This window comes from Gemmatimonadaceae bacterium (genome assembly GCA_035533755.1).
Taxonomy (GTDB): domain Bacteria; phylum Gemmatimonadota; class Gemmatimonadetes; order Gemmatimonadales; family Gemmatimonadaceae; genus JAGWRI01.
On record DATLTC010000099.1, the window covers coordinates 30,166 to 45,233 of the forward strand.

A 15,068-nucleotide genomic window follows, 5' to 3' on the forward strand; every position below is an offset into this window, starting at 1 on the left:
CGTCAGGCGAGCTGGTAGCGGGATTCGGCGAGCCCATACAGGCGGCGCCAGACGAGTCGGTTGATGGTGATCACGATCGCCGACATCACGAACGTGGCCGCGAGCAGGATCGGGAACTGCCCATGATTGGCGGCCGACGCGATCACCGCCCCCAGCCCCGTGGTCATGCGCGTCGTGCCGCCGAACGTCACGTATTCGGCCACGATGCTGGCGTTCCACGCCCCACCGGTGGCCGTGATCATGCCGGTGACGACGTACGGAAAGATCGCCGGAAGGATGAGCGTCTTCCAGCGGCGCCACCCCGTGATGCGGTAGGTGACCGCCACTTCCTTGAGATCCGACGGGATCGACATCGCACCGGCGATCACGTTGAACAGCACGTACCACTGCGTGCCGAGCAGCATCAGCGCCACGGCGGCGATGTTGAGGCCGCCGGGCAGGGCGAGCAGCGCCAGGAGGAGGGCCGGGAAGAGCGCCGTGGCCGGAATCGACGCCACGATCTGCACGACCGGCTGCAGCCGCCGCGACCACACCGGGTCGAGCCCGATGCGCACGCCGAGCGGGATCGTCCACGCGGCGCCGATGAGCAGCGCCACCGTGGTCCGCGCGAGCGTGGCCGCCGACGCCAGGAGGATGCGGCCCCATGTGGCGGCGTCGAGCGTGGCGAGCGCGCGCGCCGACGCCAGCGCCCCCCACGCCACCACGCCCAGCAGCACGAGCGCGGCGCCGGTGCGGATCGCCGCCCCGAGCGGCGAACGGCGGCGCGGCGCCTCGGGCACGACGGGCGCGCCGAGCGGCGTGGGCGGCGGGCTCAACCGGCGGTCCAGCCGGCGCGTCATCGGGCGCAGGACGCGATCGCCGATCCACGCCATGAGCTCCGAGTCGCGCAGCGCGTCGAGCACGCGCGACGACGAGGCCGCCTGGCCGCCGGCCTGCTCGAGCTTGAATCGGTCGGACCATGCCACCAGCGGGCGCCAGAGCAGCTGATCGAGCAGCACGATCACGAACACCAGCATGAGCAGGCCCAGGCAGAGCGCCAGGACGTCGCCCCGTTCCGCCGCGGCGGCGAGATACGAGCCCAGGCCCGGCAGGCGGTAGCTGTCCTTGCCCAGCGTGAACTGCTCCGACGCCATGAGAAAGAACCAGCCGCCGGCCCAACTCATCATGCTGTTGGCCACCAGCGAGATCACGCCCGATGGCAGTTCCAGGCGCGTGAATCGCCGCCACCGGCCCAGCCGGTACACGGTGGACGCTTCGCTGAGCTCGGTGGGAATGGAGTGCAGCGCCTGATGGAATCCGAAGGCGAGGTTCCACGCCTGGCTGGTGAAGATGAGAAGCACCGCGGCCAGCTCGAGCCCGATCACGCGCCCACGGAACAGCGCCGCCAGCCCGAGCACCACGCCGGGCATGAACGACAGGATGGGCACGCTCTGCAGGATGTCGAGCAGGGGGATGAGGAACCGTTCGGCCACGCGGCTGTTGGCCGCGGCGCGGGCGTAGGCCACGCTGAACGCCAGCGACAGCACGTACGCCACCGCCATGCGCATGGTGGAGAGCGCGGCGTACCAGGGAAGATTCCACGGCGACGTGCCCACGTGCACGTTGCTGGCGATGGGCGTGCCCCAGCCCACGCCGGCGTGCATGACCACGTAGCCGATGGCCACCAGCAGGCACAGCATGGCGAGGTCCACCCACTTGGGAGCGGGTGGCCGGACAACCGCGGTGGGCCAGGACCGGAGGAACGCCATGCAGCAAACCTAGACGGTAGACGCAAGGGCGGCGCGCCCGGAAATCACGGTTGACCCGCCCCCCCACACGGGCGAGGTTTCCTAAGCCGTTTGCCGTTCTTCGAGACGATCATTCATGCGCATTGCCCTTGGCGAAGCGATCTTCTGGGTCGCCGCCGTGTGTTGTCTGGTGGCCCAGGTGGCCATCCTCCGGTCGGTCCTGCTTCCGCACGCGCCCACCGCGGGCGCTGATCGGGTGCCGCGCCCCCGCACGGGGGCCGAGATCGCCTGGGCCCTGCTGCCCGCGCTGGCCCTGATCGGGGTGTTCGCGCTCACGTGGCGGGCCATGCACGCGCCGGCCACCCCCGCGTCCGTGCGCGTGTCCGCCGCGGCGCCGGCCCTCCGCACGCCGGCGCCGTGAAGACGCTCCGCCGTTACGCGTATCTGGCGCTCGCCGTCGTCTGCCTGCACCTGGTATTCGGCGCCATCGTGCGCATCAGCGGATCGGGCATGGGCTGCGGAGACAACTGGCCCAAGTGCTTCGGCTACTGGTTCCCGCCGCTCAGCCGCCCCGATCTGATCATCGAGGTGTCGCACCGCTACCTGGCGTCCATCGTCACCCTCACGATCCTGGCGCTGTTCGTGGCCGCGTGGCGGCGGCGGCGCGAGCCCGGCGTGGGCGGACCGGGGGGCGTCCTGCGCATGGCCGGCGCCGCGGTGGTGACGGTGTTCTGCGTGGCCATCCTGGGCGGGGTCACGGTCAAGCTCGGCAATGCCCCGTGGGCGACGGTGGCCCACTGGACGCTCGCGATGACCCTTCTCGCCATGCTGGCCACGGCGACCATCCGCACCGGGGCCATGGGCGGCGCCGGCGCCCGCGCGCAGACGGCGCCCCGCGGCCTGGTGCGCAGCGGATACGCGGCGGCGAGCATCGCCTTCCTGGCCGTGGCCATGGGCGGACTCACCGCCAACTACCCGTTCGGGGCGGTGGGATGCACGACCTTCCCGTTCTGCGGGCCCAATCCCGCGGCCCCCGAAGCCGCCGTGCACATCCAGCTCATGCACCGTACGCTGGCCCTGCTGCTGGGCCTGCTCGCCGTCGGCATGGCACTGCGCGCGCGCCGTGACGACGTGGGCCCGGTGGTGCGCCGCGCCGCCGATGTGGTGTTGGCGTTCGTGATCCTGCAGGTGGCCATCGCCGCGGCGATGGTGCTGCTGCACCTGCCGCCGGTGCTGCGGTCGCTGCACGAAGCGGCCGGCGTGGGCGTGTGGCTGTCGGCGTACACGATGGCGTACCTGGCGCGGATCGCGGCGCGGCCGCGGGCCGCGCCCGGAGCGGGCGCGTGAGCGACCTCGCGGCCACCCCCACGGGCGCGCGCGGCGTGACTCGCGATTTCGTGGCGCTCACCAAGCCGCGGATCATCTCGCTGCTGCTGGTGACGACCGTGGCGCCGATGTACGTGGCCGGCCACCCGAGTCTCACGCTGGTGCTCGTCATGCTCGTGGGCGGGTACCTGATGGCCGGCGGCGCCAACGCCGTGAACATGTATCTCGACAGCGACATCGACGACCGCATGTCGCGCACGCGGCTGCGTCCGATCCCGAGCGGACGGATGAGTCCGCGCGAGGTGCTGGTGTTCGGCCTGCTGCTGGCCACCACGTCCACGTATCTGCTGGCGCGGTTCGCCAACCTGCTCACGGCGGCGCTGGCGCTGCTCGGGTTCTACGCCTACATCCTGCTCTACACGCGGTGGCTCAAGCGCAGCACGCCGCAGAACATCGTGATCGGCGGCGCGGCCGGCGCCATCCCGCCGCTGGTGGGCTGGGCGGCGATGACGAACGGGCTCGATCTCATGGCCCTATACCTGTTCCTGATCATCTTCTACTGGACCCCGCCCCATTTCTGGGCCCTCGCGCTCAACAAGCAGAAGGACTACGGCCTCGCCGGCGTGCCGATGGCGCCGCTGGTGTGGGGCGAGCGCGAGACCAAGCGACAGATGCTCTGGTACACGATCATCCTGGTCTGCCTCACGCTCCTGCCGGTGGCGTTCGGCGCCCTCGGCCTTCCGTACTTCATCATGGCCGCGGCGCTCGACGCCTGGCTGCTCATAGGAATCGTCCGCGTGATGCGCGCCGAAAATTTCACCAAGCCCGCGTGGAGCGTCTACAAGTACTCGCTCCTCTACCTCGCCCTGCTGTTCGCCGCGATGGTGATCGATCGCGGCCTCGTCGCATGAGCGGTCCGGCGGCAGCCGCCGCGGTCCCGCTCGCCGGCGCCGACAGCGCGCCGCCCTCGCGCCGGCCCAGGTCGCCCAGGGCGCTGGCCCGGCTGGTCCCCTGGCTCCGCCCCCACCGTCGCGCGCTCGTGATCGCGTCGGTGTGCCTGCTCGGCTCGGCGGCGATCGGGCTCGCCTTCCCGGCCGTGGTCAAGACGCTGCTCGACGCGGCGTTCCAGCAGCACGACCGCTCGATGCTCGACCGCATCGCGCTCATCCTGGTGGCGCTGTTCGCCATTCAGGGCGTGCTGAATTTCGTGCAGGTGTTCCTGCTGTCGTCCACCGCCGAGCGGGTGATCGCCACCCTACGCGACCAGGTGTTCACGCACCTCGTGCACCTGTCGCCGGGATTCTTCAGCGACCAGCGCAGCGGCGATCTCACCAGCCGGCTGTCGGCCGACCTGGCCGTGCTGCAGTCGGTGCTCAACAATCAGGTGGCGGAGATCGCCCGGCAGGTGCTGTTCCTGATCGGCGGCCTGGCGCTGCTCACGCTCACGCACACGCAGTTGATGCTGACCACGCTGGCGATCACGCCGGTGATCGTGGGCGCGGCGGTGCTGTTCGGCCGCCGGCTGCGCCGCGCGAGCACCGGCGTGCAGGACCGGGTGGCGCAGGCGATGGGGATGGCGCAGGAGTCGTTCTCGCAGATCCGCACCGTGCAGAGCTTCAATCGCGAGGGCGCCGAGTCGCAGCGGTACGCGACGCTGATGCGCGAGGTGGTGTCGGCCGCCATCCGCCGGGCGCGGTTGCGCGCGATGCTGTTCGGCGTCGTCGGATTCCTGGCGTTCGCCGGGGTGGTGGCGGTGCTGTGGGAGGGCGGGCGCCTGGTGCTCGAGGGCCAGCTCACGCCGGGCGCGCTGGTGTCTTTCCTGCTGTACGCCATCTTCGTGGCGGCGGCCGTGGGCACGCTGGCGTCGCTGTTCGGGAGCTATCAGGAAGCGATCGGCGCGGCGCAGCGGGTGTTCGAACTGCTCGCCACCAAGCCGACGGTGCCGGAGCCGGCCCATCCGCGGGCGCTGCCCAAGCCGGTGCGCGGCGACGTGCGGCTGGACCGCGTGGCGTTCCGCTACGCGCCCGATCTGCCCGACGTGTTGCACGACGTGTCGCTGCACATCGCGCCGGGCGAGGTGGTGGCGCTGGTCGGTCCGTCGGGGGCCGGCAAGACGACGATCGCGTCGCTGCTCCCCCGCTTCTGGGACGTGACCGGCGGTGCGATCACCGTGGACGGCATGGACGTGCGCGAGTTGAGCTTCGACGACCTGCGCGGCGCCATCGGCATGGTGCCGCAGGAGCCGGCGCTGTTCAGCGGCACCGTGCGCGAGAACATCGCGTACGCGCGCCCCGAGGAATCGGCGCATCCGGCCACCGACGAGGACGTGCGGGCGGCGGCGCGCGCCGCGCACGCGCTGGAGTTCATCGACCGGCTGCCCGAAGGGTTCGAGACGATGGTGGGCGAGCGCGGCGTGAAGCTCTCGGGCGGCCAGCGGCAGCGCATCGCGATCGCCCGCGTGTTCCTCAAGAACCCGGCCATCGTGGTGCTCGACGAGGCCACGTCGAGCCTCGACGCGGAGAGCGAGCGGTTGGTGGAAGAGGCGATGGGCGACCTGCTCCGCAATCGCTCGACGCTGATCATCGCGCACCGCCTGAGCACCGTGCGCCGCGCCAATCGCGTGGTGGCGCTCGAGAAGGGTCGCGTGGTGGAATCGGGCGGGCACGACGAACTGCTGGCGGCCGGCGGGCTGTACGCACGGCTGTACAAGACGCAGTTCACGGCGACCGAGGGCTGACCGCCCCGGCGTCTACTGCAGTTGCAGTTCCACGTCCAGATCCGCCGCCTGGCCGGGCTTCACCGTCACCACATGGTCCACCGGCGCCGGCGCGCGCTCGTGCCAGATGCGCACGTCGTAGGTGCCCGGTGCGAGGCCGCGGATGGCGAACCGCCCGAACCGATCGGTGACCGCGAAGTACGGATTATCGAACACCGCCACGTACCCGCGGGCGAACGGATGATCGGTGCCGCGTACGCGCACCAGCCCCGGCTCGGCGGCGATCGCCGCGCTCGGCACCACCGACCAACGGTCCACGGTGGAGATGCGCGCGATCAGCGCGCCCTCGGACTCGCTGTAGAACCGGGCGTGGTGCGCCGTGGCATCCAAGCTCTGCAGGTTCACCGTCGTGCCCGTCACCAACGCCAGCACCCGGGGCACGAACCGGCAGCGCTCGATGGCGAGGTCCGCCCGCCGGTCGCGCGGCAGCGCGCGTCCCGCGTGCACGTCGCTCACCCACACCAGCGCGTCGGCCAGCCGGTGCCCGCGGGCCTGCACCGACTCATCCGGCACCTCGCCGCCGCAGACCGACGCGTCGTCGCCGGAGAGCGCCGTGGGACGGAGCAGCGGCGCGCCGCCCAGCGAGATCACGCCGCGGATCTCGCCCGGCCGCGCCACGCGCACCACGCGGTACGGCCCGTCGGGGGCGATGGCCCGCGCCACGGCACGCAACGGATCGGGCACGCGGGCCACCGTGGAAGACGCCGGATCGCCCCTGGCGTCGCGCGCGCACGCCGTGGGCAGGCCGAGCGCCGCCACCAGCAGCGGCCAGAGCCGCGCGATGCCGCCCGCCCCCGACGACGAACGCCCCGCCATCAGACGACCAGCATCTCGCGCTGGAGCTCCGACGGCGTCACCACGGCACGACCGGCCTGCAGGTAGACGTTCACCTCGCTGCGCACGCCGATCTCGCCGGGCACGTAGATGCCGGGCTCGATGGAGAACGCCACGCCGGGAAGCAGCTGGCGATCCTCGTGCGTCTCGAGGTTGTCCATGTTGGGCCCGGAGCCGTGCAGCTCCCGCGGATCGATCGAGTGGCCGGTGCGGTGCGTGAAGTACTGGCCGAACCCGGCGCTGGTGATCACGGCGCGCGCCGCGTCATCCACCTCGGCGCCGAGGATCGGTTGGCCCGCCGCCACGCGCGACTGCACCAGCGCGATCGCCGCGTCGCGCGCGTCGCGCACCGCCACCCACACGCTCTGGGCCCGGGCGGACGGCGCGCCCACGGTGGCCATCCACGTCTGATCGGCCCACACGCCGCCGTCGGGCTCGTGCGCCCACAGATCCACCAGCAGGACGTCGCCCTCGCGGATGGGCTTGGAGCTGGCCGCGGTTGGTTCGTAGTGCGGATTGGCGGCGTTGGCCCCGACCGAGGCGTTGGGCCCGTGGTCCGTCTCGACGCCGGCGTCCTTGAAGCGCGCCAGGATCCACTGCATGAGTTCGTACTCGGTCATCGGCGACGGCGTGCGGGCGCGCTGGCCGGCGAGCTTCATGCCGTCCTGCGCGATCCCGGCGATGAGCTTGGCCGAACGCTCGTGCGACGCCACATGCTGCGCGTTCCACGCCGCGTAGAATCGCGTCACCAGCGGCGCCGACGAGACCACCTCGGCGCCCGCGGCGCGCACCATCTCGAGCACGCCGGCCGGCACGCGGTCGAGGTACGGGACGGCGTCGCCCGGCGAATACTCCATGGCCACGCGCTTGCCCTTCACCAGGGTGGCCAGGTGCTCGTCCAGCGAGCGCCACGACGCGTACACCTCGCGCTTCCATTGCTTGGGCCACTGGGCCCACGGCCCCTGCTCGATGGCGTGGGTGATGGCCACCGGCGTGCCCTCGCGCGGGATCAGCGCGAACACGCGGCGCGACACCAGCCCCGTGAGCCGCAGCAAGCCGCCGGCGATCGGATTGGCGCCGTGAAAGTCGAACAGCAGCCAGCCGTCGAGATCGGCCTCGGCGAGGGCCCGCTGTAGATCGGGAAGGGTTTCGGGAGTGAGCATGATGGTCAGGCGGCGGCGGATCGGTCCACGGAGCGCCAGTCGGCGCGCCATTCACAGGTTCCCTCGCCACGGCCGCCGCAACGCACGTGGTCCACGGAACCGATGCTGCCAATGAGGAGACGGAGCAGCTCGCGCAGCGCCGACTCGTAGAACGCGCATCCGATGCTGCCCGGCGCCGAGCCCAGCGTCACCGATCGCGGCACTTCGAGGAGCACGTACCCCCCCACGCGCCGCGCGGTTCCGTTGAGATACCGCGACGCGATGCGCCGCGCGCGCCGCAGCGCCCACGGCCGCGCGATGATCGACGGCAGGAGCCGCAGCAGGCGGCGCGTCACCGGCGAGATGGTCATGTAGGCTTCGCGCGCCAGGTACCGTCCGGCGGCGCGGAACACCGCTTCGGCGTCGGGACGGCGGCCGATCAGACGCGCCAGCGCCACCGCCTCTTCCTGCGCGGTGCGATGGCGCCGCCGCGCGGCTTCGGTGTAGCGCTTGATCTGCGAGTAGACGGTATCGCTGAGCCCGAGGCGCTTGTTGCGCAGTTCGTCGACAAATTCGGCGTCCAGATCGCCGGGCGTGTCCACGTCGCGGACCGCCTCGAGCAGACTCAGCGGAAGTAGGGCGTCAACGGTTGCGAGCATGCGGTGGGAAAGGGGCAGCGGGCGAAGCTAACGGCGGCGTGGTGGCGCAACAAGCCAGGGAACGCCGGCGCGTGACGCGCGCTTCCTAATCTACCCGCTTGCCCCCCGCCCCGCGCCACTCGCAGATTGCGGTTCGCGCGGCGCGCCGTCCTCCACCGTCTTCCGCCCCCGAGCATGCCGAATGTCACGCGCCTGTTGAGTGGGCTTGCCGTCGCGGCGCTGATCGCCGGCGCGGCGCGCCGCACGCGCGCCCTGTCGCCGTCGGGCGCCGTGGCCGCCGTCGTCGTGGGCACGGCGGCCGTTGCGGCGGGGTGGGACTGGGGCGCGCTGCTCGTGGCCTTCTTCCTGGCGTCCACGCTGCTCTCCCGCGTGCGGCGCTCCCAGAAGGCGTCGGCCGCGGCCGCCATCGTCGCCAAGGGCGACGAACGCGACGCCGTCCAGGTGCTGGCCAACGGCGCCCTGTTCGCCCTGGCCGCGGTGGCCGCGATCGCCGCGCCCGGCGGTCCCTGGCGCGCCGCCGGCGCCGGAGCGCTCGCCGCCGCCACGTCCGATACCTGGTCCACGGAGATCGGGATGCTGTCGCTCCGCGCGCCGCGGTCGATCGTCACCTGGCGCCCCATGCCGCCCGGCACGTCGGGCGGCGTGACGCTGCTCGGCCTGTTCGGCGCCGTGCTCGGGGCGGCGTTCATCGAGATGGTCACCCTCGGCGTCCACTGGTCCGGCCAGACCGCGGCGGCGGCGCTGGCCGGTGGCATCGCCGGCTCGCTGGCCGACTCCGTGCTCGGCGCCACCGTGCAGCAGCGGCGGTGGTGCGACCGCTGCCGGCAGGCCACGGAACGCGCCGAGCACGCGTGCGGCGCGCCCACGCGCCTGGCCGGGGGACTGGCCTGGCTGGACAACGACGGCGTCAACGTCGCCTGCACGCTCGTCGGGGCCGCCGTGGCGTGCGCCATCGCGTGGCGGCCGTGACCGGCGCCGACGTGATCGTCGTGGGCGGCGGTCCGGCCGGCGCCTCCACGGCGTTCGGCCTGGCCCGCACGGGCGCTCGCGTGATGCTGCTCGAGCGGGCGCACTTTCCGCGTCCCAAGCCGTGCGCCGAGTGCCTCAGCCCTCAGGCGTCGCGCATTCTCGCCGACATGGGGGCGCTCGACGCCGTGGAGCGCGCCGGTGCGGTGCGGCTCGCGGGCATGATCGTGCGCGCGCCCGATGGCGCCCGCATCCACGGACGCTTCGCCGCCGCGCACGGCTATCGCGCGTTCAACGATCACGGGCTGGCGCTGCGCCGCGAGTTGCTCGATCCCATTCTCGTGGATTGCGCGCGCCGCGCCGGCGTCGAGGTGTACGAGGGCGTGCGCGTGGTGGACCTGGATCGGGACGCGGCCGGTCGCGTGACCGGCGTCGTGACGCTGTCGCCCGACGGCGCGCGCGCCGTGCGATCGGCGCGGGTGGTCGTGGGCGCCGACGGCCTGCATTCGGTGGTGGCGCAGCGGCTGGGCGTGGCGCGCCGGCGGCCATGGCCGCGGCGCATCGCCCTCACCGCGCACTTCCGCGGCGTGGACGGCATGGGCGCGTTCGGCGAGATGCACGTGGCCCGCGACGGCTACGTGGGACTGGCGTCCGTGGACGGCGGCCTCGTGAACGTGTCGGCGGTGTTCCCGCACCGCGCCGCCGCCGCCATCGCCCGCGACCGCGCGGCGTTTCTCGACGACTGGCTGTCGCGCCAGCCGCAGCTGGCGCCGCGGTTCGCTCACGCCCAGCGCGCGGACGATGTGCGGGCCGTGGGGCCGTTCGCGTCGCACGCGCGGCGGGCCTGGGCGCCGGGCGCGCTCCTCGTGGGCGACGCCGCCGACTTCTTCGATCCGTTCACCGGCGAGGGGATCTACTCCGCGCTCCGCGGCGGCGAGCTGGCGGCGATCTACGCGCGCGCCGCGCTCGCGGCCACGTCGCCGGCCGAAGCCGACACCGCGCTCGCGGCGTATGATCGCGCCCGGCGCCGCGAGTTCGGCGGCAAGTGGATCGTCGAGCGCGTGATCGGCGCCGTGATCGCCTGGGCGCCGCTGATCAACCGCGTGGCCCGCGCCTGCGAGGCGCACGGCGAACTGGCCGACCTCCTGGTGGGGGTGGCCGGCGACTTCGTGCCGCCGCGCGAGGTGATGCGCCCATCGATTCTGTTTACCTTGTTCGCACGTCCTCTTCCCGCCGCCCGCGCGGCGCCCCGCGCATGACCCTAGATCCCGATGCCTTCCGCGCCGTGCTCGGCCGCTTCGCGTCCGGCGTCACCATCCTCACCACCCGCGATGCCGCCGGCCGCGACCACGGGATGACCGTGAGCGCGTTCTGCTCGGTGAGCCTCGAGCCGCCGCTCGTACTCGCCTGCGTGGATCACACCGCCGACATGCACGACCTGCTGATGACCCTCGACGACGTGGGCGTCAGCATTCTGGCGTCGGGCCAGGAGGCGCTGTCGCGCCGGTTCGCAGAACTCGAGTCGGATCGGTTCGACGGCATCGGCTACACGCGCGGCGAGCGCGGCGTGGTGCTGTTCGACGAGGCGCTCGCTCATCTCGAGTGCCGCGTGCGCCACCGGCATGCGGCCGGCGATCACACCGTCTTCGTGTGCGAGGTGGAGCGCGCCACGGTGCGCCAGGAGCGGCCGCTGCTCTATTACCGCGGCGGCTACGCCCAGCTCGAACGCTGATGGGGTGGCTCACCCCCGCGCGCCGCCGGGGGGTCGAGATCCTCGACGACCCCGCCACCCCGGGCCCGCTGCGCGAGCGGTCGCAACGCGACGTCGTGCGCTCCAACACCGTGCTCGGCGGCACCCGCGCCGTGCTGCGCGAGCTGCGCGCGGCGCTGCCGCTGGCGGGGCCGGCCCCCACCCTGCTCGACGTGGGCACCGGACTGGCCGACATCCCGGCGCGCGCGTCGCGCCGCGCCGGCGCGCTCACCACCGTCGGATACGACGTGGCCGAGCCCCTGCTCGCCGCCGCCCGCGGGCGGATGACGTACGCCGTGTGCGGCGATGCCCTTGCGCTTCCCTTTGCCACCGCCAGTGTTGACGTGGTGATCTGTTCGCAATTGCTGCATCACTTCGTTCGCGACGACGCCGTGCGCCTGGTGCGCGAGCTGCACCGCGTGGCGCGGCACGCCGTGATCGTGAGCGACCTCCGACGGAGCTGGCTGGCGGCCGCCGGATTCTGGCTCGCGAGCTTCCCGCTCCGATTCCATGCCGTCACGCGCCACGACGGCGTGGTGTCGGTGTTGCGCGGATTCACCGCCGGCGAACTGGCGGCGTTGGTGCGCGACGCCACCGGCGCCACGCCGCGCGTGCGGCGGCGGCTGGGCTATCGGCTCACCGCCGTCTGGAGTGCGCGGGTGGCCGGCCGGTGAGCGCCGCCAGCGGCGCCCCGTTCGCGCTCGGCAACATGCCGCCGTCGGCGCGCATGATCACGCTCGACCAGCAGCTGGTGGCGGCTCCCCTGGGCGTGATCTTCGCGCTCGCCCGCGACGTCGAGCACTGGCCGGCGCTGCTGCCGCACTACCGCCGCGTGCGGTTCCTGGAGCGCACCTCAGACGGCGGCGGCGTGGTGACGATGGCGGCCGTGCGCCCGTTCGGCCTCGTCGCCTGGCCCACGTGGTGGACGTCGGAGATGCAGGTGGCCGACGGCGCCGGCGGCGCCCCGTGGATCCGCTACCGCCACATCCGCGGCGTCACCCGGCACATGGAAGTGCTGTGGGCGTTCCGGCAGGACGCCGCCGGCACGACGGTCAAGATCCTGCACATGTGGAACGGGCCGCCGTGGCCGCTGATTGGTGATCTGGCGGCCCGGCGCGTGATCGGTCCGCTCTTCGTGCACGGCATCGCGTCGCGCACCCTGGCCGGCCTGGCCCGCGTCGCCGAACAGTCGGCGTGATCTCACTCCTGGAGCAGCGCATGACCGGTCGCAGGCGAGTCGTCATCACGGGCATCGGCCCGATCACCCCCATCGGCACCACGCGGGACGGGCTGTGGGACGGATTGCGCCGGGAGCGCAGCGCGGTGCGCACGCTCACGCGCTTCGATCCGGCCATGTTCCGCAGCCGCAATGCCGCCGAGATCGCCGACTTCCGCCCCGACGATTTCCTGGAGCGCAAGCGCGCCAAGCGGCTCGATCGCTTCGGGCAGCTCGCGGTGGCGGCGGCCCGTCTCGCGGTGGACGACGCGCGCCTGGACCTGGCAGTCGAGAACCGCGAGCGCGTGGGCGCGATGATGGGCTCGGCGCTGGGCGGCGTGGCGTTCGCCGAAACGCAGGTCGGCGTGGCGCTGCGCGACGGGTTCAAGGCGGTGGACCCGTCGCTCGCGCTCACCGTGTTCGCCGGCGCCGCGAGCTGCAACATCGCCATCGAGTTCGGCGTGCAGGGCCCCAACAGCACCAACGCGATGAGCTGCGCGTCGGGGACGATCGCCGTCGGCCAGGCGTTCCGCGCCATCCGCGACGGCGACGCCGACGTGATGCTGGCCGGCGCCGCCGAGGCGCCGCTGGCCCCGCTCTGCTTCGGCGCGTTCGCGATCATCCGCGCGATGTCCACGCGCAACGACGATCCGGCGCGGGCGTCGCGCCCCTTCGATCGCGACCGCGACGGCTTCGTCATGGGCGAGGGCGCCTGCGTCCTCGTGCTCGAGGAGCGGACGCGCGCGCTGGCGCGCGGCGCGCACGTGTACGCCGAGATCGTCGGGTTCGGATACTCCAACGACGCCCACCACATGACCGCGCCCCGCCCCGACGGCTCGCAGGCCGCGCGGTCCATGCAGCTGGCGCTCGACGACGGGCACGTGGCCGCGCACGAGGTGGGCTACGTGAACGCGCACGGCAGCTCCACGCCCCTCAACGATTCCACCGAGACCTCGGCGCTCAAACGCGTGTTCGGCGCGTCCGCGGCGCCGCCGCCGGTGAGCAGCACCAAGGCGTACTACGGCCACGCACTGGGCGCCTCGGGCGCGTTCGAGCTCGCGATCACGGCGCTGGCCGTGGAGCGCGAATGGCTGCCGCCCACGCTCAACCTCGAGACGCCCGGCCCGGGGTGCGACCTGGACTACATCGCCAACGCCGGCCGCGCCGCGCGAGTGGACTACGCGCTGAGCAACTCGTTCGGATTCGGCGGGATCAACGCCGCCGTGGTGCTGCGCCGCGCCGAGTGACGGGGCAGGCCCCGGCCGCCCGTCGCCGGCGGCCGGTGATCACTGGACCTCACCCGCTACCGCGCGTAGCGTTGTGAGCAGCAGGCGAGTCCCAATTCCCCACCCCGGAGCCTCACCGCATGCAAGACCTCAAGCGGCCGATCGTCGCTGAATTCGTCGGCACCTTCGCGCTCGTGTTCATCGGGGGGGCGACGATCCTGAACGGCTACGTGGCCAGCGCCGCCGTGCCGCTCATCGACATCGCCATCGCGCAGGGGGTGATCATGGCGGTGCTCGTCACGGCCACGATGCGCGTGTCGGGCCACCTCAACCCCGCCGTCACGATCGGCATGGCCGTCGCGGGGCGCCTCCGCCCCAGCGCCGCGCTGTTCTACGTGGTGGCCCAGTGCGCCGGCGCCGTGGTCGCCGCGCTCGTCCTCCGGGCGCTCTTCCCCGCGGCCACCGGCGCCGCGGGCCGCCTGGGCGGGCAGTGGGTGGCCAGCAACGTGTCCACCATGCACGCCATCGGGCTCGAAGCGATCGCCACCTTCTTCCTCGTGTTCGCGTTCTTCGGCACGGTCGTGGATCCCAAGGGGCCCAAAGTTGGAGGGTTCGCCATCGGCCTCACGATCGTCGCCGACGTCCTCGCCATCGGACCGTCCACGGGCGCGTCGATGAATCCGGCCCGTTCGTTCGGCCCGGCGCTCGTGAGCGGCGTGTTCGAGGGCCACTTCATCTACTGGATCGGCCCGATCATCGGCGGCATCGTGGCGGCGCTGGTGTACGAGTGGACGTTCCTGCGCCACGGGCCCGCCGACGCGGCGGCCTGACCCGGCGGCGCCATGACATCGCCGGGACAGCCGCCGTCGCTCCAGGCGTTGGAGCAGGAGCGCGAGCGCGTCATCACGCTCCTGTCCCGGCATTTCGCCAACGACAACCTGTCGATCGAAGAGCTCGAGACGCGACTCGAGATGGTGTACCGCGCCGCGTCGGTGGCCGAGATCCGCGCCCTGGCGTCTGACCTGCCCGCCATCGAGGGGGCGCCTGCGACGCCCGCCACCCGGCCGGCACCGGCCCCCTCGCAGATCGTTCACTCGCGCATGGTGTCGGTGCTGAGCAGCCGGGTGCGGCGCGGCGCCTGGATCCCGCCGCAACGGCTCGATGTGGTGGCCGTGCTGTCCGACACGCACCTGGACCTGCGCGAGGCGCAGCTCTCCGACGGCGTCACGGAGATCCATGTGAAGGCCACCTGGGCTTCGGTGCGGATCACGGTCCCGTCGCACGTGCACGTGGTCACCGACGCCATGCCGCTGCTCGCGTCGGTGTCCGATCGCTCGGTGGCCAGCCGCTCGTTGCGGCACGGCGCGCCCGTGGTGCGGATCACCGGCTGGGCGCTGATGTCCGACCTGTCGGTGCGGACGCGCGATCCCGAGGACTAGCCGCGGC

Annotated in this window: 16 protein-coding genes; 12 read left to right on the top strand and 4 right to left on the bottom strand. The window is 72.7% G+C overall.

Translation table 11 applies throughout. From position 1 onward, the window contains the following. Window positions 1-2: 2 nt before the first annotated feature. The gene (locus VNE60_13540) at window positions 3-1,679 is read right to left on the bottom strand and encodes an ABC transporter permease subunit (protein ID HVB32544.1); all 1,677 of its coding nucleotides are present in this window, start codon (window positions 1,677-1,679) and stop codon (window positions 3-5) included. 184 nt (window positions 1,680-1,863) lie between these two features. Between VNE60_13540 and VNE60_13545 the strand changes: the two genes are divergently transcribed. From VNE60_13545 to VNE60_13560, 4 genes are read left to right on the top strand one after another with little or no spacing between them, the layout of a single operon-like run. Continuing rightward, the gene (locus VNE60_13545) at window positions 1,864-2,148 is read left to right on the top strand and encodes a hypothetical protein (protein ID HVB32545.1); all 285 of its coding nucleotides are present in this window, start codon (window positions 1,864-1,866) and stop codon (window positions 2,146-2,148) included. Then, window positions 2,145-3,074 carry a COX15/CtaA family protein gene (locus VNE60_13550; protein HVB32546.1) on the top strand — a complete coding sequence of 310 codons (930 nt, stop codon included), beginning with the start codon at window positions 2,145-2,147 and terminating at the stop codon, window positions 3,072-3,074. Before VNE60_13545 ends, VNE60_13550 begins: the two co-directional genes overlap by 4 nt. Then, the gene (locus VNE60_13555; GenBank protein ID HVB32547.1) at window positions 3,071-3,964 is read left to right on the top strand and encodes a heme o synthase; all 894 of its coding nucleotides are present in this window, start codon (window positions 3,071-3,073) and stop codon (window positions 3,962-3,964) included. Before VNE60_13550 ends, VNE60_13555 begins: the two co-directional genes overlap by 4 nt. After that, on the top strand, window positions 3,961-5,790 hold the full coding sequence (locus VNE60_13560; protein ID HVB32548.1) for an ABC transporter transmembrane domain-containing protein: 1,830 nt from the start codon (window positions 3,961-3,963) through the stop codon (window positions 5,788-5,790). The genes VNE60_13555 and VNE60_13560 overlap by 4 nt, the downstream gene beginning before the upstream one ends. Window positions 5,791-5,802: 12 nt before the next feature. On the opposite strand, the gene VNE60_13565 is transcribed toward VNE60_13560, so the two are convergent. The 3 genes from VNE60_13565 to VNE60_13575 are packed head-to-tail and all read right to left on the bottom strand — an operon-like array spanning window position 5,803 to window position 8,464. Then, entirely contained in the window at window positions 5,803-6,645 is an 843-nt protein-coding gene (locus VNE60_13565) for a carboxypeptidase-like regulatory domain-containing protein (GenBank protein HVB32549.1), read from the bottom strand. Next, window positions 6,645-7,826, bottom strand: a complete 1,182-nt coding sequence (locus tag VNE60_13570) for a Xaa-Pro peptidase family protein (protein HVB32550.1) — start codon at window positions 7,824-7,826, stop codon at window positions 6,645-6,647. Before VNE60_13570 ends, VNE60_13565 begins: the two co-directional genes overlap by 1 nt. A 5-nt stretch (window positions 7,827-7,831) precedes the next feature. Further along, on the bottom strand, window positions 7,832-8,464 hold the full coding sequence (locus VNE60_13575) for a hypothetical protein (GenBank protein HVB32551.1): 633 nt from the start codon (window positions 8,462-8,464) through the stop codon (window positions 7,832-7,834). Window positions 8,465-8,638: 174 nt separating this feature from the next. Between VNE60_13575 and VNE60_13580 the strand changes: the two genes are divergently transcribed. The 8 genes from VNE60_13580 (at window position 8,639) to VNE60_13615 (ending at window position 15,061) form a co-directional block, all read left to right on the top strand. Then, the gene (locus VNE60_13580; protein ID HVB32552.1) at window positions 8,639-9,433 is read left to right on the top strand and encodes a DUF92 domain-containing protein; all 795 of its coding nucleotides are present in this window, start codon (window positions 8,639-8,641) and stop codon (window positions 9,431-9,433) included. Beyond that, on the top strand, window positions 9,409-10,689 hold the full coding sequence (locus VNE60_13585) for an FAD-dependent oxidoreductase (protein HVB32553.1): 1,281 nt from the start codon (window positions 9,409-9,411) through the stop codon (window positions 10,687-10,689). The genes VNE60_13580 and VNE60_13585 overlap by 25 nt, the downstream gene beginning before the upstream one ends. After that, complete coding sequence (locus VNE60_13590; protein ID HVB32554.1) at window positions 10,686-11,162, top strand: flavin reductase family protein; 477 nt, start codon at window positions 10,686-10,688, stop codon at window positions 11,160-11,162. The genes VNE60_13585 and VNE60_13590 overlap by 4 nt, the downstream gene beginning before the upstream one ends. Beyond that, entirely contained in the window at window positions 11,162-11,854 is a 693-nt protein-coding gene (locus VNE60_13595) for a methyltransferase domain-containing protein (protein HVB32555.1), read from the top strand. The genes VNE60_13590 and VNE60_13595 overlap by 1 nt, the downstream gene beginning before the upstream one ends. Further along, on the top strand, window positions 11,851-12,378 hold the full coding sequence (locus VNE60_13600) for an SRPBCC family protein (protein HVB32556.1): 528 nt from the start codon (window positions 11,851-11,853) through the stop codon (window positions 12,376-12,378). The genes VNE60_13595 and VNE60_13600 overlap by 4 nt, the downstream gene beginning before the upstream one ends. A 20-nt stretch (window positions 12,379-12,398) precedes the next feature. After that, entirely contained in the window at window positions 12,399-13,643 is a 1,245-nt protein-coding gene (fabF, locus tag VNE60_13605) for a beta-ketoacyl-ACP synthase II (GenBank protein ID HVB32557.1), read from the top strand. Window positions 13,644-13,762: 119 nt separating this feature from the next. Further along, window positions 13,763-14,452, top strand: coding sequence for an aquaporin (locus tag VNE60_13610; protein HVB32558.1), 690 nt, complete (start codon window positions 13,763-13,765; stop codon window positions 14,450-14,452). Window positions 14,453-14,464: 12 nt separating this feature from the next. Continuing rightward, window positions 14,465-15,061, top strand: a complete 597-nt coding sequence (locus VNE60_13615) for a DUF1707 domain-containing protein (protein ID HVB32559.1) — start codon at window positions 14,465-14,467, stop codon at window positions 15,059-15,061. The last annotated feature ends 7 nt before the right edge of the window (window positions 15,062-15,068 follow it).